The 17929-nt window shown below is 53.9% G+C and carries 20 protein-coding genes and 1 riboswitch; of the genes, 4 read left to right on the top strand and 16 right to left on the bottom strand.

The window, feature by feature from the left end; all coding sequences use genetic code 11:
• Window positions 1-170 precede the first annotated feature (170 nt).
• Window positions 171-863, bottom strand: a complete 693-nt coding sequence (locus IEV46_RS07435) for a DUF3891 family protein (protein WP_188431519.1) — start codon at window positions 861-863, stop codon at window positions 171-173.
• A 319-nt stretch (window positions 864-1182) separates the two neighbouring features.
• On the opposite strand from IEV46_RS07435, the gene IEV46_RS07430 reads away from it, so the two are divergent.
• The gene (locus tag IEV46_RS07430; RefSeq protein WP_188431517.1) at window positions 1183-1605 is read left to right on the top strand and encodes a hypothetical protein; all 423 of its coding nucleotides are present in this window, start codon (window positions 1183-1185) and stop codon (window positions 1603-1605) included.
• 50 nt (window positions 1606-1655) lie between these two features.
• Here IEV46_RS07430 and IEV46_RS07425 read toward each other — a convergent pair whose 3' ends face one another.
• The 4 genes from IEV46_RS07425 to hmpA form a co-directional block, all read right to left on the bottom strand.
• On the bottom strand, window positions 1656-2705 hold the full coding sequence (locus IEV46_RS07425) for an MFS transporter (protein WP_188431515.1): 1050 nt from the start codon (window positions 2703-2705) through the stop codon (window positions 1656-1658).
• Window positions 2645-3064 carry a hypothetical protein gene (locus IEV46_RS07420; protein ID WP_188431513.1) on the bottom strand — a complete coding sequence of 140 codons (420 nt, stop codon included), beginning with the start codon at window positions 3062-3064 and terminating at the stop codon, window positions 2645-2647. Before IEV46_RS07420 ends, IEV46_RS07425 begins: the two co-directional genes overlap by 61 nt.
• Window positions 3065-3770: 706 nt before the next feature.
• Window positions 3771-4463: a DUF421 domain-containing protein gene (locus IEV46_RS07415; RefSeq protein WP_188431511.1), complete on the bottom strand. Its 693-nt coding sequence runs from the start codon at window positions 4461-4463 to the stop codon at window positions 3771-3773.
• Between the two features lie 129 nt (window positions 4464-4592).
• A complete protein-coding gene (hmpA, locus tag IEV46_RS07410; protein WP_188431509.1) occupies window positions 4593-5843 on the bottom strand; it encodes an NO-inducible flavohemoprotein in 1251 nt (416 codons plus the stop codon).
• Window positions 5844-5960: 117 nt separating this feature from the next.
• On the opposite strand from hmpA, the gene IEV46_RS07405 reads away from it, so the two are divergent.
• A complete protein-coding gene (locus IEV46_RS07405; RefSeq protein WP_188431507.1) occupies window positions 5961-6461 on the top strand; it encodes a Crp/Fnr family transcriptional regulator in 501 nt (166 codons plus the stop codon).
• 41 nt (window positions 6462-6502) lie between these two features.
• On the opposite strand, the gene IEV46_RS07400 is transcribed toward IEV46_RS07405, so the two are convergent.
• From IEV46_RS07400 to IEV46_RS07365, 8 genes are all read right to left on the bottom strand, one after another.
• A complete protein-coding gene (locus tag IEV46_RS07400) occupies window positions 6503-7519 on the bottom strand; it encodes a VOC family protein (RefSeq protein WP_188431505.1) in 1017 nt (338 codons plus the stop codon).
• A gap of 161 nt (window positions 7520-7680) precedes the next feature.
• Complete coding sequence (locus IEV46_RS07395) at window positions 7681-8097, bottom strand: disulfide oxidoreductase (protein ID WP_188431502.1); 417 nt, start codon at window positions 8095-8097, stop codon at window positions 7681-7683.
• A gap of 22 nt (window positions 8098-8119) precedes the next feature.
• Complete coding sequence (locus tag IEV46_RS07390; protein ID WP_188431500.1) at window positions 8120-8833, bottom strand: DsbA family protein; 714 nt, start codon at window positions 8831-8833, stop codon at window positions 8120-8122.
• A 101-nt stretch (window positions 8834-8934) separates the two neighbouring features.
• Window positions 8935-10278 carry an MATE family efflux transporter gene (locus tag IEV46_RS07385; RefSeq protein ID WP_229735992.1) on the bottom strand — a complete coding sequence of 448 codons (1344 nt, stop codon included), beginning with the start codon at window positions 10276-10278 and terminating at the stop codon, window positions 8935-8937.
• A gap of 664 nt (window positions 10279-10942) precedes the next feature.
• Window positions 10943-11695: an ABC transporter ATP-binding protein gene (locus tag IEV46_RS07380; protein WP_188431498.1), complete on the bottom strand. Its 753-nt coding sequence runs from the start codon at window positions 11693-11695 to the stop codon at window positions 10943-10945.
• A gap of 4 nt (window positions 11696-11699) precedes the next feature.
• The gene (locus IEV46_RS07375) at window positions 11700-12713 is read right to left on the bottom strand and encodes an ABC transporter substrate-binding protein (RefSeq protein WP_188431496.1); all 1014 of its coding nucleotides are present in this window, start codon (window positions 12711-12713) and stop codon (window positions 11700-11702) included.
• Window positions 12710-13393: an ABC transporter permease gene (locus IEV46_RS07370; RefSeq protein ID WP_229735960.1), complete on the bottom strand. Its 684-nt coding sequence runs from the start codon at window positions 13391-13393 to the stop codon at window positions 12710-12712. Before IEV46_RS07370 ends, IEV46_RS07375 begins: the two co-directional genes overlap by 4 nt.
• A gap of 113 nt (window positions 13394-13506) precedes the next feature.
• Window positions 13507-13812 (bottom strand): MTH1187 family thiamine-binding protein, encoded by a 306-nt coding sequence (locus IEV46_RS07365; RefSeq protein WP_188431492.1) that lies wholly within the window; start codon window positions 13810-13812, stop codon window positions 13507-13509.
• 90 nt (window positions 13813-13902) lie between these two features.
• A riboswitch (TPP riboswitch) is annotated at window positions 13903-14011 on the bottom strand.
• Between the two features lie 328 nt (window positions 14012-14339).
• On the opposite strand from IEV46_RS07365, the gene IEV46_RS07360 reads away from it, so the two are divergent.
• Window positions 14340-15263 carry an RluA family pseudouridine synthase gene (locus IEV46_RS07360; RefSeq protein ID WP_188431490.1) on the top strand — a complete coding sequence of 308 codons (924 nt, stop codon included), beginning with the start codon at window positions 14340-14342 and terminating at the stop codon, window positions 15261-15263.
• 371 nt (window positions 15264-15634) lie between these two features.
• Complete coding sequence (locus tag IEV46_RS07355) at window positions 15635-16558, top strand: Gfo/Idh/MocA family protein (protein WP_188431488.1); 924 nt, start codon at window positions 15635-15637, stop codon at window positions 16556-16558.
• Between the two features lie 81 nt (window positions 16559-16639).
• On the opposite strand, the gene IEV46_RS07350 is transcribed toward IEV46_RS07355, so the two are convergent.
• The 3 genes from IEV46_RS07350 to IEV46_RS07340 form a co-directional block, all read right to left on the bottom strand.
• A complete protein-coding gene (locus IEV46_RS07350; RefSeq protein WP_188431486.1) occupies window positions 16640-16978 on the bottom strand; it encodes a hypothetical protein in 339 nt (112 codons plus the stop codon).
• Window positions 16979-17100: 122 nt separating this feature from the next.
• Window positions 17101-17403, bottom strand: coding sequence for a YunC family protein (locus IEV46_RS07345; protein WP_188431484.1), 303 nt, complete (start codon window positions 17401-17403; stop codon window positions 17101-17103).
• A 179-nt stretch (window positions 17404-17582) separates the two neighbouring features.
• Window positions 17583-17840, bottom strand: coding sequence for a DUF6154 family protein (locus tag IEV46_RS07340; RefSeq protein WP_188431482.1), 258 nt, complete (start codon window positions 17838-17840; stop codon window positions 17583-17585).
• Window positions 17841-17929 lie beyond the last annotated feature (89 nt).

The raw sequence follows: 17929 nt of genomic DNA, 5'->3' as shown, positions 1-17929 counted from the left end.
TCCCGTTTACTCTGCACACAGGCAGAGCCTTTGAGCTATTCAATTAGCGGCTCAAAGAAAAAAAACGGAGTCGGATGGACGCTAACACAGGGAAATCCCTCCTGTAATCGATTTACATCCCTTTCAGGATAACAGTCCACACTACCGATGTCCAGGTAAAACTGGATTCCTCATCCCCGATTGAGGATGCGAATCCGATAAGTTCCATGCTCCAGAAACTGTCTGTCCCGGGCCACCATCTGATACGGAATCCTCACTTCGAAGGAGCATCTGAAGGGACTGGGATCGATTCGCAACTGATCCCTCGCTTCCCAGACCGGTTGCAGAAACTCACCTTCCCGACGAAATCCCTCCCGGTACCAGGGGTGCTCGTTTTGACCCGGCTCGTTCAGACAGAGGAAGAGGGAGAGGTCATCGCACAGCTTCAACAGCCCCAGACTTCCCTTCAGCTTTTTCCGCTCCCCTTCCCCCATCGCGGCGATCAACCGCTTCTGCCGGGCCTGCTCCCGCTCCACAAACCGGATCGCCTCCGGCTCCTTTAGATCGGTAAAAAAGGAAACAAAGTGCATGCTGCAGATACAGCCGGCAAAGAGATCCTTCGCCTCCACCCGGTCCACCCCCGCTGTATAGGAGGGAAGTTTTTCGTCCAGGGGGTAGTCTTCGAAGGAATAAGGCTTCCCCGTCGCCGGATTCCATCGCACCTCCCGATCCAAGGCTTCCCAGCCCACATCATGGAACCGGATCCCGATCCGTGTGGACCTGTCGATCGGCTCCTTCCAACGATCGGCAAAATCTCCCGAGATCCTCCCATGGTCATGTTGGCGGATCAAGATGAATCGATCTTCCCGCTCCCGAAGGATCAACCTCCAACACCCCTTTCCCTCCGCCAAAGTGCGGCACCTTTTATCCTATACTGTTCGGCGGGGGATATTTTTCCCTGACGACAGACTCTACAACCGGGGGGCCACTGGCTCGCTCTCCAGGGCCAGGACGGCGAAACTGCTCTGCGGTGATCGTGAGCAGCATGTTCTCCCTCCCACTTGCATTCTATGATAAAAAATATGGTATAAAGAAGCCCATCGAAAAACTCTTCCGACTTCCAATGGGACAAACAAGAACCGGTCGTTCTCACATACATTTCTACTGTACACCCTTTATTGCAAAAAAAGGAGGAGAAGCAACGTGGCGGACCAGGAGAAAAAAGAAAGAGAACAGGCCCAGACCCCTGCCGGGCAGGAAAAAGTGTCAACGGAAAACGGGTGGGACCCCTATGGGAACGGATGGCCCGATGCCTCAGTCAACCAGTACGGGTATGATCAGGGATATTGGCAACCACCGGGAGCTTCCCCCCAGCCGACACCCTACGGCGGCTGGACGGCCTCCTATTCTTTCCCCTGCTCTGAAGCCCATATCGCCTCATCCCCGGGGTTCATGAACGGAGCCGACATTTCTCAGTATTATCCCCCCTATTATCCGCGGTACCCCTATTACCCTCACTATTATTCTCCCCACCATTATTATCCGTACCACCCCTACCATCCCTACCATCCCCACTATCCGCATCGTCCTCCCTATCCCGGACACCGCCGGTCCAGGGATGAGTGACAATTGCAGTGAATGGGGATTCCTCCGGAAGCAATTTCGGAGGAATTTTTTTAATACAGACGTTTGCGGTAACTCTCCTGCAGCCCTTCCTCCACCTTCATCCCGACTCCCACCTCGGGGACTTTTTCCCTTGGCTTCCATCCGGCGGAGGGACCAGTTTCTGAAAGAGCGTGGTGGAGTAAACATGAAAAAAGGGGGCACTCATCCCGGCGATGATCTCCAGCACCACGGCAATCCCGATATTTCCCGCCAGGGAAAGCCCGACAAAAGTGAGACCGCCCAGCAGATTGGCGCCCAGCATCACCCGCTGCAGGTGGACCGGTGGCCCCATCCGGGAAAGGAGCAGAGAGCCGAGGGCATATCCCAGGGGAAAACCTGCCGCAAACCAGCCATAGGCGGCTGCGCCCCCTCTCCAGTTCCCGGGACACAAAGGGAAGACCCAGCACCATCAGCACCCCGACCCCCAGCTGGACCACCGCCAGAAAGCGGGCGAGCACCCAGAAGATACTTTGGTTGCGGAAAATATCAATCTCTTCCTGAAACTGTTTCACCCAGGTAGTCCCTTGCGGCTGTCGGGGGGGACGCTCCTCCTTTATTCCCGCCAGCAACGACGCTCCTCCCAGAAACGAACAGACGACGGCCGCCCAGGTGAGAGTCGGTCCCCAGGCCGCCACCACTCCGCCTCCGATCACCGGACCCAGCATGGACAGCAGGCGGAAGGTTCCGTCCAACCGGGCATTAGCCCCTTGCAGCAACATCGAAGGGACCACGGAGGGAATCGCCGCCAAGCTGGCGGGAGCATAGACCGCCTGGATCACTCCGGAGACGGCGGATACCCCGTAGAGGTGCCAAGGTTCCAGAGCACCTGCCCACCACAAGGCAGCCGGAAAAAGAAACAGCATCCCCCGGAGTCCGTGAGACCAAAAGAGGATTCGGGTCCGTCTCCAGCGGTCCAGATAAGACCCCGCGGCCAACTGGACCACCAGGGACGGCAGGAAATAGAGAATCCACAGGGTGCTGAGGGCTGTTTCCGATCCCGTCAACTCAAATAATACCCACCCGTTGGCCAAGGTTCCAAAGGCACCTCCCAGGGTGGACAAACCCTCCCCCGCCCAAAGGCGATAAAAAGTGAATGGATAACGAGGCCGCTCACGGTGACTTGGATTCCATCCCAGTTAAATTCTTCAACCTGATAATGACTCTGAGAAGCAGCGGATTGCAAAGACTCTTTCGCCAAATCGATAATTTCTTTGCTGGGTTCACTTATCGTTTTAACAGTTTTAGCCGGAGATCCGTCAGGTACCGTTTTACCTTCCGAACAACAACCACAGGATGCCTGAGTTGCCGTACCTTTGGAAAAATCCGGGGTAGCAAATGTTACACCTGGAAAGGTAAACAAAGAGCTGATGGCCAATGTCAAAGAAAACACCAGTAGGATTTTGGACTGCGCTTTTTTCAATCTAATCCCTTCATTGGATATTTTCGGTTCAATGAACCTATTATGCAAGAATCCGAAAAAATCCTTCCCGGGATTGCTAAAAAATTGATTTAAGCGTACGATTTTCCTTTTTCCACTGTATTCATTTCGCTTCCAGACTCTTAGAGTAGCAATCGGAGAGAAATTTTCACCGATCGTCGGCTTAACGTAGGATTTTCTCAAATTGCTGACGGGACCCTATCAACTGGTGGATCATCTGATGGAGGATCATCACCTGATGATTTGCAGTTACACCATTTCGGAAGCCTCCCGGGTGATTAACCGCCGGTTCCCGGATAAAATCCCTCTGTGGGATCAGTATCTATCACGCCTGGAGTTATGCCCCATCAGACACTACCAACTTAGGCTCCTCCGATCCAGGATGAGAAGGACCGTCCTATCTTGGTCTCGGCGATCCTTGCCCAACCGGATATCCTCGTCACCGGCGACATGGATTTTCACACGGAACGGAGGAGATCCGGGAGTATTTTTCCCTCTACACTCCCGCGGGTTTCCTTCGTGACTTTACATAAAACACCGAAGCCCCTTGCCATTGGCGGGGCTTTGTCTTTGAGTAGAGAGCAGCGGAAATTCTCCTCCCATTTTCCTCTTAGCGTACACTTTTTATAAATTGCTGGCGGGACCCCAGCCCGTTTTTTCAACAGAGAGCTGGTCTCGGGGGAATCGGTTATGGTGTGGGCCGGGCCGGATCCTGTCGTTTGTCGATGTAAAGGGTTCCGTCGCTTTTGATTTGGGCGTAGAACACCTGATCCAGGGAGGTGCCGGCTTGCTTCAGCTGCGTCTCCAGCCAACCGGGGGACAAGTTGAGCTCCTGCAGATTTCGTTGCAGGATTTGCCCGTCCACCACCAAATTGGTGGGAATATATTTAGGCTGCACGAGGGCCACCCCCAGATCTTCCTTGGTTGCTCCTTGCTTTCCCGGCTTTTTGATCACGGACAGTTTTCCGTTGGCCTCAAACACCGCCGTCTCCACATCGGCGATCGAAAAGATGTCTTTCTCCCGCAACATCATTCCCAAATCTTCCATATTGAGACGTAAAGATTTCAAGGACCTCTTCAGGATTTTCCCTTTTTTAATGACCAAAGTGGGACCTCCATCCAAGACCACTCGGGCCCGATGGGAATTGAGGGTGAGCCAGGTGGCCAAAATCGTTAATAACACCCAGCTGATCAGTCCCGTCAGACTGTGAAGAAAGGGAACATCCCGATCGATCGTCATCGAAGCGGCAATCGTACCGATAGTGATTCCGGTGACATAGTTGAAAAAAGTTAATTGACTCATTTGCTTTTTCCCCATCAGGCGGGTCAACAAAAGCAAAACCGGAAACGTGATCAACGCCCGAAGCACAATCTCCAGCATCCAACTCACACCTTTGGCAGGGATTTGGGTTTTATCATGGCATCAAACTCCCATCCTCATCCCAAGCCGAATCGACTGAAAAACCCCGGCGGGAGGCCGGGGTGAAAAATTTTCGTTTCAGATGATCATTTAGATCGCCGCCACGGGGGTCACCTGCTGAGATTCATCCAGGTGATGGGTGGGACCGAAGACTTCGTAGTGAATCCGATCTTCTTCCACTCCCCATTCCTTCAATATCCGGTACATCGCTTTCATGAAAGAAAGCGGTCCGCAGAGGTAGAAATCTCCCCGATTGTCAGGCAGAATACTTTGCAGCCAAGGACCGTCAATAAAGCCCTCCTTATCAAACCGGCCTTCCAGCCGGTCCTGTTCCGTCGGCTGCTCATAGCATACAAAGGAGCGGAAGCGGGGATGTTCTTTCACCAGCTTGTCTGTGTAATCCCTCATGGCGTGGACATCTCCGTTGAGAGCCGCATGGATATAGGTAACATCGCGATCGGCCTGTTCCTCCGCCAAAGTGGTCAGCATGCTGACCATCGGAGTCAACCCCACTCCCCCGCTCAAAAGAATGATCGGGTCCGCTCCTTCCCGTTTCAGGGTAAAGTCCCCGGCCGGTGCCGTCAATTCCACTGTATCCCCTTCTTGGACATTCCGGTGCAGATAGGTGGAGACTGCCCCTGCCGGTTTTCCTTCTCCACCGTCCTCCCGCTTCACACTGATCCGGAAGGTCTCTTGGCCCGGGGAATCGGAAAGAGTGTAATGACGGAGAGAAACATAGTCATCCCCTGGAATCTGGACTTTGACCGTGATATACTGTCCGGGTTGGAAAAGGGGCAACGAACCCCCGTCCCGGGGTTTGAGATAGAAGGATGTGATCACTTCACTCTCCTTCACCTTGCGATCCACTATGAACTCCCGGAACCCGTCCCAACCGCCAGGCTGTTTGCGGGCTGTTTCATACATCCGCTCCTCCACTTGGATGAAAACCTCGGCAATGGCGTTGTAAGCTTTTTCCCAGGCGTCGATTACTTCATCCGTGGCCGCTTCTCCCAGAACATCACCGATCGCCCACAGGAGGTTCTCCCCGACGATGGGATAATGTTCCGGAAGAACCCCCAGAGCACGGTGTTTATGAGCAACCCGCTCCACCACCGGCAGAATCTCCTCCAGGCGGTCAATATGGGCCGCCGCCGCATACACTGTATCTGCCAGGGCCTGGGGCTGTTTCCCCTCCCGCTGGTTGGAACGGTTAAAAATGTTGTACAATTCGGGGTGGCGGGAAAACATCCGTTGGTAAAACCGGCGGGTGATCATGGCACCCTGTTGTTTCAAAACCGGAGCAGTACTCTTGATGATCTCCATCGTTTTTGAATCCAGCATAATCTGCGCCCCCTTGTGTTTGGTTGAAATCATTCTTTCCATTTCCAACATAACCGAGGGAAGGTTTTCCCCGCTGTGATTTCAAGCACATCAACTTTGACAATGAGGTGAAACCACTTGCAACTGCATCGGGGAGAAATTCTGTTCCGACAGGGGGAGATCGGAAACCTGTACCGTCTGGAAAGTGGCCTGCTCAAAGTGGTCCGGATCCGGCCCGACGGTTCCTCCCTTCTGTTCAATCTGCTGGTTCCGGGAGAGATGTTCCCTCATCACTCCCTGATCAGCCCGCAACCCTACTTTGCCACTTGTATCGCCGTCACCGACAGCCAAGTGAAACCCATCCCCGCCCAATCCTGGTATAAAAATCTCGAACAGGATCCGGCCCAATACCGGGAGGTGGCGCTCTCCCTTCAGAACACCCTCCGGCTTGTTCAACAACGGATGGCCTTTGTCACCGCACCCACCCGGGACCGGATCTCCCTGTTCCGTGAATGGTTATCCCGTCACTTCCGAGGACAGCCGGTGGAACAACTCCTCACACAGGAAGAGATCGGGCAACTGGTGGGGCTGAGCCGTGAAACGGTCAACCGACAACTGCGGAAAGAGAATCAAAAATGAAAACCCGGCCCGTCCCGGACCGGGTTTCGTATCCGTATCCCTCATTTACCATAGTGATGCCGAGTGTTCAGGATCGTCTGGATCTGCTCCCGGGCAGTTTCCGCCACCACCTGAAGCATGGTGCGAACCTCCACACTCCCCTGTTCAGAAACCAAATGATGATCCATCGCTTCGGGAACCGCTTCCACCTGATGCAGGATGTGTTCCCGCAACAGACGAAACAGATGGACCTCCACTTGAACGGATCGACTGTCATACCGAAGCGCATGCGCCCATTCATCCGGTTGATAGAGGGGGATGGTGTAGGAGCGGCCATTTTCAGCCATGGCCCATTTGACCCTTTGCATCATTTCCAAATCGAAGTCGACGATTTGCAGGACCAGTTGCCGAAGGGACTCTCCCCCCGGTGTTTTCAGATCCAACTCCTCCTCCTCCAAGCCCAGAATCGCTCCCTCCAGTAAATCGGGCCCCTTGCGATAGAGAGCAATCACCTCTTCATCGGGCAGGCGCAGACTCTCATGAAGGAACACCCGATATCCATCGGGGTCTTGCATTTTGAGCACTTGCTCCACCCCGGGGGTTTCCTCCAGCAGCAAGTCGGGAATTCCAAAGGCGGCCAACCGCTCTTGGGAAACCAACAAATCCTCACCGGGGAAATGGAGTGCCCCCTCTTTGTCCACTTCCCGAATCTCGTAAAAGGGCGGGGATGACTCTGGCTCAGATCCCGGGGTCACCCTCAGATCGACAGGCTCCTCACCACCGGTCTCCAACTCCCTTTTCGGTGGAGGGGCCACAGGTGACTCTGTCTCCCCCTCTTCCTCCGGAGGCACTGGAGTCTCCCCGGGCCTGACGGCTCCCTCCCGTCTCAACAGAGCAGCCACATCCAGCTCCGGATCAGCGGTCAAAAACAGGGTTACGCCATCCGGGGTTAACAGCCGGGCTGTCCGTTGTTCAGGATCGTATGAGACGGGATTGAATCTCAGCATATCCCGGTAAAAGGTCAGACTTCTGTCCAGATCGATCACACGTAATACATACAAGAGTAATGCATCGCTCACCGCGACCTCTCCTTTATCTTTTGTTTGTTCTGCACATCTGTCCCGGTTTTGTAAAATCAATGTATCAAAAGTGATCTTCTAGGTTCAATGATTTCCAATAAATTGGTAAAATGTCCGCTTTCAAAAATAAAGGGTGCCCCGAAAGGAGGCACCCGGTCACTTTAGTCCGCTTTTCTCCGTCCAATCCACAACAAAGACAAAATCAGGATGAACGCCGTCAATGCCAAAAATGGGATGGTGATGAAACCGAGCCAATTGATATACTGTCCGCTGCAGGGAACCCCTTGGGTGCACCCTGCCACGTCCGCCATCCCCGGAACCTTCTGTTGGGCATAGTGAAAGAGTGAAACACCGGCACCGATGATGCTGAAAGGCAATGCGTAAGCTGTGACTGACCGGTCCCCACGATAACTGGCAATTCCCAGAATCAACGCGAGAGGATACATCAGGATCCGCTGATACCAACACAATTCGCAAGGGACATATCCCGCCACCTCGCTGAACCAAAGGCTACCCCCCATGGCAATCAATGCCACCAACCATGCCAGATAAAGGTTGTAGGTTTTGACCCAGGACACAACTCACTTCTCCCTTGAAAGGTTATTTGGCTTTTTTCAGTTCTTCTTCGATCATCTTTTTGATCCCTTCGTAATCAAAACTGTCGGGCACCGGCCTCCCATTGATAAACAGGGTGGGTACCGAACGGACTCCGGACTGGACGGCAATCGCCTTGTCCTGTTCGACCTGTTGCTTGTATGTTTCCTTATCGATCGCCTGCTCCAACTTGTCGTAGTCAATCCCCGGTGCCGCCTGTTTGGCCAGTTTCACCAAAAAGTCCTTGGTAGCCCAAGCTTCACTCTCATTCCCTTGATGTTCAAAGATCGCATCATGAAACTTCCAGAAGATTTCCGGGTTTTGCTCATGGACGGCTTCTCCGGCGATTCCCGCTGTAATGGAATCTTTACCGAGAAATTGATTGTTGATGAAGTAGAAACCCGCTTTGTCGTTGTCCAGGTAATCCTTTTTCAACTTGGGGTAGATTTCTTCTGCAAACTTTTTACAGGTGGGACATTTATAGTCACCAAACTCCACGATCCTGACCGGTGCATCCCTGTTTCCCAAAACAGGCTGTTTATCATAGACAAACACCTTCTCATCCACCTTCGCCTCCTGACCGGGTTCCCCCGTCTCTTTGTTCCCGCCGATGATGTTGTTCACCAGGGCGAACACACCCAATCCGAGAAAGAGAACGATCACGGTCACCAGGGTCAGATTTTGCATCCGGTTGGATTTGGCCTGTTTTTTCTTTCCCATCCGGTTTTTCCCCCTTCGTCTGCTGTCGAAAAACCTAGATTCTTTTCCCATCATAACGTGGATGACCAGCCATTTCAATCAATTAAATCCACCCGGTTTTCTTATGTGAGGGAGCCTTCCGGTTCCTCGAAGAAACGCTGATGAGTGCGATTCTTCCAATACAGGCGATAGTAAAGATACTGAGCCAACAGATTGAAACTGAAGGAGATGGGATAAGCCATCCACACTCCTTGCAGACCGACGGTGTGAGAGAGGATGTAAGCGGCGGGAACCTCCACCAGAATGATCGACAAAATTCCGATCAGGGTGGGCCAGAATACGGTTCCGCTGGATCGCATCAATCCCGTGAGAATGATGACATTGCCCAAAATGATGAAGGACCACAGAGTGATATACAATGAGATTTCCGCCACATCCAGGGTATCGGGATCGGTCAAAAACCAGGACAGGAGCGGCCGGCTGAACAGATAGACCAGACCCGTCAGGGCCAGACCGATCACATAGTTGAGGACCACTGTGTTTTTAATCAATTCCGGCAACCGGTGTTGCCGGTTGGAACCGATCAGTTGGGCACCGAAGATGCCGATGGCGATCCCTAAGCTCATCGCCGGGATCTGAACATAGTTGATCACCTGGTTGATCGCTCCGTACGCGGCTGTGGCATGAGCCCCAAACCGGTTGACAAAGGAGACGATGGCGATCTCCGATGCGGAGATAAAAATCATCTGTGCACCAGTGGGCAGTCCGATTCCGATCATCAGTTTCAGGATCGACGGGTCGAGGCGCAATTTTTTGATGGTCGTCCGATCCAATGCCAAGATGTGTTTCGTCCAGCGCAAATATATGATCAACAGGATTAAAGTGATCAGGGATGCGATCACATTGGCCATGGCGGCTCCTTCGATTCCCAGCCTGGGAAACCCGATCCAGCCGAACAGGAAGGCCGGGGTCAATAGAATCGTCAAGGCGGTGCTGATCAACAAAAAGTAAAAGGGTGTCTTGGAATCACCGGTCCCCCGCAAGAACGTAGTGTAGATGATATAGAGAAAGAGGATGGGCAACCCACTGAAGAGAACCCGCCCAAACCGGGCCGCCTCCTCCATGATTTCCGCCGGAATTCCGATCAGTTTCAACAGATCATACAGAAACAGATTACCGATCACGGCGGAGACGAGCCCCGACAACAGAGCAAAGGTGAGGGAGGTTCCCACAGTGGCTTTCATCCGTTCCCAGTTGCGGCCGGCATAAGCTTGCCCGATCAATACGGAACTGGCACTGCCCAGCCCGATCACCAAGGAGATCAACAGGAATGTCAAGGGAAAGATGGCACTGGCGGCGGCCAACGCATGTTCCCCCAACCCTCTCCCCAACAGGACCGAACTGACCGTTCCCCCAAGGGATTGCAAAATATTGCTGAGCATCAACGGAATAAAGAAGATGATCATGGATTGCCACAAGGGTTTTGAAAAGTCGATGGACCCCTTCTCTTCTTGCTCCCCAAGGCTGGGTTTCGGCTCCCTTTGCAGGACTGCACCCAATTTGTTGGTGGAGGTTCTGCCGCCGGGAACGGAAGGCTGCATGGCGGCTGTATAGGTTTTCTCCGTCTCGGGGGAAACCGTCTGCTTTTCCCGTCGATCCGTCTCGCTTCCGAATTCCCCCGATGTGGACTTGCGGGTCTTGTGATCATTCATCATACAACCACCTCATCTTCTGTATATCCCAGTCGGGGGAACTACATGCGACCATTAAAAAAGCTCCCCTCAACACCGGGAGTACCACGAATTCCTCCAACTCTTGATAACAGATATATTATAGCGCAAAACTGACTTTATTTCTCAATAAAACCACACATGCACCCGAATGAAAACATCTCAGGCACATGTGTATGATTCGGTAAATCTCAAACTCTTTGGCTGCCGCATCAGAATCAGATCTGCCGGCAGCGGAATCCCCCGGATCAGAGGTCGGTTTTTCAACGCCCCCACTGCATGAATCGGGTCTACCCCGTAGAAGTCGGCATGTTCCCTCTTGAATTGAGGATGATTTTGAAGACCATCCGGAGACTGCAGCAGACGGAATACAAAGCCACCCCAAAAAGGGTGGCCGGGTTCACATATCTGGGTTCAGTTTCTCCCACAGCCATTGTTTATGGCGGAGGAAAGCTTCCGTTGCCATCTGCTCCCGTCGTCGAGGGCGGGGAAGTTCCACATTCAGAATCGCCCGGGTCCGGGCCGGGCGAGGGGTGAGGACCACCACCCGGTCGGAGAGATAGATCGCTTCGTCGATACTGTGAGTGATGAATAGAACCGTACGGGGAAACCGCTTCAGGATGCCCAACAGCCAATCCTGCATCCGTTCCCGGGTGAGAGCGTCCAGGGCCCCCATCGGCTCATCCAGCAGCCACAGCTCCTGATCAGCCATCACCGTCCGCAGAAGCGCCGCCCGTTGTCGCATCCCCCCGGAGAGACGGGCGGGATATTCATGGGCGAATCCCTCCAATCCAAAGACGGGAAAAAGCTCTTCCGCCCGATGCCGGGCATCTTGTTTTTTTCCCCCGGCCACTTCCACAGCCAGGGTGACGTTTTCCAGCACGGTTCGCCAGGGAAACAGACAATCCTTCTGGGGCATGTAACTGACATGACCGGTGCAGCCGGTGATATCCATCCCCCCGATCAGAACCCGGCCCGCCGATGGGCGTTCCAGTCCGCTGATCAGATTGAACAGGGTGCTTTTCCCGCACCCGCTGGGACCGATGATGCTGACAAATTCCCCCATCTCCACCGTCAGATCGATGCCGTCCACCACTTGCCGCATCCCTTCCGGGGAGGGATATGAATGGGTCAATTTCTCCAGTTGTAACATATCATCACTTCTCCGGCAAAAAGTCATTGGTATAAGCCTTCTCCGGGTCAATCTTCTTCTCGATCAATCGGTGCTCCCACATCCAGCCGCTGAAATCGACCCATATCTTTTCCTTCTGTTCACCCCAGCGCTCAGCTTCCGCCTGATACTGACGGCTCATCCATTTCTGGGAGGCCCGGGCCAGCTTTTTATCCGTCTCGGGGGCGGCCTTCACCAGTATATCCGCCGCTTCCTCCGGATGCTCGATGGCATATTGATAACCCCGGCTGACTGCTCGGACCAGTTTTTTAACAGTATCCGGATCCTTTTGGATCATTTGTTCATTGGTAATCAGGGTGGGGGTGTAAAAATCCAGTACTGGATCCAGCTTCCTCAACTCCAAAAAGTCGAGATCCACCCCTTGGATCTCCGCCTGGATACCTGTCCAGCCATAGTAGATCCAGGCAAAATCCACGTTCCGTTTGGTGGCGGCAAAGAAATCGGATTCCCCCATATTGACGATCTTCACCTTGTCTTCCACCTGTTTCGTCTTCACCCCGTCCATCTGCAATACCGTTTGGATAAAGGCATTTTCAATGGGAGTTCCCCAACCACCGTAGGTCTTGCCGACAAAATCCCGGGCCCGCTTGATTCCCTTCTCCTTGGGGGCAGCAAAGCCGGAGGTGTTATGTTGCAAAATGGCGGCGATGGAGACAATCGGCACCCCTTGGGCCCGACCCTGAATCACGTATTCCTGGGAGCTGATCCCAAAATCCGCCTTGCCCGCTCCCACCAGCTGGTTGGCTGTCGTTTCCGCCGGGGTATCGATCTTAACATGTAGCCCTTCATCGGCAAAGTAGCCTTTCTCCTGAGCCACATACAGCCCGGTGTGGTTGGTATTGGGCACCCAATCCAGCATCAAAGTCACTTTTTTCCCACTGCTTCCGCCCTTGTCATCGGGAGTCCCGCAGCCGGTCAGTGTGAAAGCCAGCACCAACAGCAAAACCATCCACCGGAAACCTCGTCTGTATCTGTTCATCCTTTTGGCTCTCCTCTCCGATCTTCCTCTCTATCGATATAAGCCCAAGGGGCCGTCCACCGGGCCAGGACCTGTACCAACCCGAACAGGATCAAACTCCAAAAGGTGATGACAGCGATCGCCACAAACACCTGGTCGGCGGCGAAGGAATTTTGCGAACGGATCAAAAAGACACCCAACCCTTCACTCGCCCCCAGCCACTCGGCGATCACAGCCCCGAGGATCCCATAAGTGGCGGCGATCTTCATCCCGGAAAAAAAGGAAGGCAGGGCATGGGGAAAACGGACCATCCGAAACACCCGCCACTCGCCCGCCCCCATGGACTTCAACAGTCGCACCATATCCGGATCGGCGGAGCGCAGCCCGTCCACCGTACTGACAACCACCGGAAAAAAGGTAACCAGGGCGACGATCAGCACCTTGGGAAGGAGTTCATACCCGAACCAGAGAATCAAGAGCGGGGCGACGGCGATCACCGGAACCGTCTGAGAAGTGATCAGGAGCGGATACACTCCCCGCCGGAGCCAGGGAAAGAGCTCCATCCCCACCGCCAGCAGGAGGGCCACCCCGATTCCCAGCCCAAAGCCGAGAGCGGCTTCCGTCAGAGTGGGTCCGGTATGGCGCAGGAGCAACTCCCAGCTATCCACCAGTGTTTTTGCGATTCGGCTTGGAGCGGGCAATAGCCATGCCTCCACCTTCGATAGGCGGGCACCTGTTTCCCAGACTGCCAGCAGCAAAAAAAGGGTCAATAAAGGGGGAAATATCCCCCGAAGCCGATTCCTCACCCACTTTTTCACCGGGAATCGTCGGTGTCGTATGGACCCGTCTTCTCTTGCATGGTGACGCCGGAGGGTTTATAGTCCACCTTGATGATGGAGAGCACTCGGGAACTCCCCGCTTTCACCGCTGCTTCCTGGGCCTTTTTCACAATGGCCATCAACTGGTCATAATCCCCTTCCATCGTGGTCTCCATCGGACCCACCCGGTATTTGACACCGGATGCTTGAACCACCCGAATCGCTTCATCCACACGGGCGTACACCTCTTCATCACTCGCCCCCTGGGGCAGAATCTGCAGACTGACATTCGCATTGGCCATGGGATTCCCTCCTTTGGATACATAAAAAAACCAACCCTGTCCGGATTGGTTGCGAGTTTTCCATACGCATGCATACAGCGGCCCTTTTGGCCACATCTTCCGTATGTTCCCTACGCTGGCATCATCCAGATCAGGTTCAGTGGGTCGGTGCGGTGCAGCACCCTCTCAACCGGTCCCTCCGGCTCCCCTTTGTCCTTGTCGCCAAACAATATACCACAGATGACACCTAGTGACAAACCCCGGACGTTTCATCTTGCCAAAAACGAAAAAAAAGATAGGATTTAAACTGAGGAACAAAATGGCACGGACTGGCAAGCTTTCTCCCGATCCGTCTGGAAGCGTTCTGAAAAAGTCATTCACAGGGAGGATTGGGTTTCACATGGAGTGATTTTGGATCGTAAGAACAACGAAAACGACATGTGAAACCCAATCCCGACCGTCCAAGAACGCACTAAATCACAATGCTTCTAGCTGGACACCTTGAGAGAAGTAGATAAGAAATTCCTTGAAAGCGGGGAATGTGTCGAATGCAACACAACAAATGGATCACCTATATTATTACCGGAGAGTGGCACAATCGGACTGTGGAGGAGGTCTTAAAAGGCCCTCTCCTCCTCTCCAACCGGATGATCAACCGGCTCACTCGATCCCGCGGCATCCGTCTCAATCGCCAGATGCCCTTCCTGAAACGGGTGGTCAAAGAGGGGGACCGGATTCAGGTGGCCGTCCGACCCCGGGAACGTGCCGATCTGGAACCGGAACCGATCTCCTTGGAGGTGCCCTATGAGGATGCGGACTGGATGGTGGTGAACAAACCCGCCGGAATCAACGTCCATCCTGTACGTCCCGATGAGACAGGAACATTGGCCCACGGCATTGTCCACTGGTGGAAAGAGCAAGGATGGGAAGGGAAGGTCCGCCCTGTCCACCGTCTGGATCGCTATACCTCCGGGCTGCTGGTGGTGGCCAAATCCGCCTACGCCCATCAACTGATGGACCGGGAACTGCGGGAAAAGCGGCTGAAACGGGTCTACTATGCTTTTTTGGAGGGATCCCTGACAAACACCCCGGAGGCGGAGGGAACGATCGACGCCTCCATCGACCGGGAGCCGGGCCACCCCCTTCGGCGCCGGGTCTCCCCGTCGGGAGATCCCGCCATCACTCACTACCGCGTCTTGGCCCGGAACCCTGATGCTACTTTAGTGCGGGTGGAGCTGGAAACGGGACGGACCCATCAAATCCGCGTCCACTTCTCCCATCTGGGATTTCCCCTGTTCGGGGACGGACTCTACGGGAGCACCAGTCCCCTCATCCGCCGTCAGGCCCTGCACGCCTGCCAGTTAAGTTTCCGCCATCCCCTCCAGGGAGAACCGGTCACCGTCCACTCCCCCCTGCCCCAAGACCTGACCCGCCTGGCCAAAGAATTGAGATTGCCGCTGCCAATGGAGTAAAGAAATCCTTTTGGGACGGCGATGACCAGTAAACCTCCCGGCAATCGTGGTGACCAAAACAACAATCGGCAAAAGTGTACTGCCTGGCCAAGATCCTCAGCCCAAGCCATGATCCCGGATTTGAAGGTACACGGGATCACCACTGTCGCCATCACCCTTGGTTTTCTGGAAGCCATACAGCCGGGCCGTTGCAGTCCTGGCAGGTGCCGCCAAAGTGGGTCTTGAATCGACCACATCATTTTTTCTTTGGTGAGGGCCTGAGGGGGCCTTCCACTTTGTTCAGGAAATCCTAAAAAAGGACAAAACGCGGGAACTACCTAAATTGTATAACATATACGTGCAATCATCCCACGCCCAAAAGGAGGGGAACCATGGAGAGACCCAAGATCGGAATCGTCGGGTTGGGAAACATCGCACAAAAAGCTTATTTGCCGATTCTTACCAAGGAAACCGATTGGGAGTTGGTTGGTGCCTTCTCCCTGACTCGCTCCAAAGCCCGGAGGATCTGCCGGGAATACCGGATCCGGAATTTTTCAAGCCTTCCGGAGCTGATCCGGGATTGCCATGCCATATTTGTCCATACTTCCACAGACACCCATGATCACATTGTTTCCGAATGTTTGCAAAGAGGTGTGGATGTTTACGTCGACAAACCTCTGGCCTCCACTGTGGAAAAAGGTTGGCGGCTGGTGGAATTGAGTGAAAAGACAGGACGGAAATTGATGGTCGGATTTAATCGCCGCTTTGCCCCCTTGTATCAGGAAATTAAGGACGGTTTGCATCCCCCTGTTCTGATCCGTCTGGACAAACACCGGATCCGTTCCTCCCGTCATCCATTTGGTTTCACCCTGCTGGATGACTATATTCACTTGATCGACACCGCGATCTGGTTGGCAGAAACGGACTCTTTCACCCTGCATGGTGAGGTGAAAGTGAAAGAGGATGGATCTCTGCTGTTTGCTAACCATATCTTCTCCCTGTCCAATGGCTCCTCCATCCACACCGCCATGCACCGGGAAGCGGGGACAAATATGGAACGGCTGGAGGCGATCACCGGCGGAAAAACGCGACGGGTTCTCCATTTGGAAACCATGGAAATGGAGCGGGACGGCGAAAAGTTCATCCGACCACCGGGAGCCTGGGAACCTGTTCTCAAACGGCGGGGATTTGTGGATGCCGTTCAACATTTCGTGGATTCCCTGAAAGGAGACACCCCACCCTCCGTCAATGGGCGGGAGGGAATTCGCGCCCAGGAAATGATTGAGGAGATTATCCAAGGTGTTCAGGAAAAGTGATCTTTTGGGATTGGATATTCGGTAAAGAGCGATCCGTTTATGTGAAGAACCCCTCCGGGAAATCCCGGGGGGTTCGCCGGTTTACTCCGCCCTGGATGCCAGCCGAAGACGGAGAGCTGCGGGTTTGGAGTGGGGGTCGATGGAGAGCCAGCCTCGTTCTTGACATTTGGCCAAAGTCTTGTCCACCTCGTGGGCGGCCAGGCCCGCTTCCCGGACCCAATCCTTGGTGCCGATGCGTAGGGAATCTCCCCCTTCCCCGAGGCGGAGGTACTTGCGCACCAGGTAACCCATCAGCTTGATCTCCGCTTTGGTCACTTGCTTGGCGGCAACGATTTCGACAAAATAGGCTTCCATCAGTTTCATGGCCTCCGGCGATCCTGTCACCGGCCGGCTGCCTTTGCTTCCATACCAGGTTGCCATCAGAGTCCCCAGCCTTTCGGTTCCAAAATCTCAACCATCCAGCCTCAGTATAGCGGGGTTGAAGCTCCCCGACAATTTTCGCAAAAAAAAGAGGTGCTCTCCCAGCACCTTGATCGCAACCGTTATACCATCTTCAGCAGGGCTTCCCGCCCGGACATTCCCGCATGAATCCCCTGTTGCTCCGCCTGGGTGGTCACCATCTCCAAAGGGGCTTCCAATAAATCTTCCAGGGTTCTCACCCCAACCGCCCGACCCGCCAGGATACCCCGTTGCGCCAATTTTTCATTCAGCAAGCCCACATCCAACGCACCACACATGATGTACCCCTTCTCCGTGGTGATTATCAAGAGATGGGTCTTGGGCAGATCCACCTCCACCCCGATCACCGAGTGCCCTTCCACTTGCATCGGTTGCAACCGGACCATACCGACCCCTCCTGTCCTGTTCAGATCTCTTATACCCTATGTCGAAGGGAAAGAAGGGGTGTAGGAAGTTTGTGGTTCAGTGAGATAGTGCTCCGAATCTGTCGGGATCATTTCACATTCCGCGTAACAATGTGAAACCCAATCCCGACCGACCCGGCCAGCACTAATTCACAACGCTTCTAGTGGTAACGCGGTCGGTTGAAGAGCGATTCCCAGTCGGTTCTCTCCCCTTCCTGGGCCATTTTCATCTTGAGCATCTCCACAAGATAAACCCCCACCATCTGAATCACTTCTTCGTCATCCATCTCCCGGATCAGCTTCATGATATCTTCCCGGGTTTGATCTTCCAGGATATTGAGAACCACCGAAACGGCGTTTTCTTCGTCATCCGCCAAATGCTCCCGGTAAAGGGAGAACAGGTCGTCCACAAAACGCATGTTCGTACCTCCTTCGTTCCTGAGGTTATTCTAACCGATTGGGAAGCCTGTGCGAAGCACAAATATGATAAAAGAGCTGGATGGCGGAA

It is taken from the genome of Kroppenstedtia guangzhouensis (assembly GCF_014637345.1).
Taxonomy (GTDB): domain Bacteria; phylum Bacillota; class Bacilli; order Thermoactinomycetales; family DSM-45169; genus Kroppenstedtia; species Kroppenstedtia guangzhouensis.
This window is presented reverse-complemented; position numbering and strand designations above follow the sequence as displayed.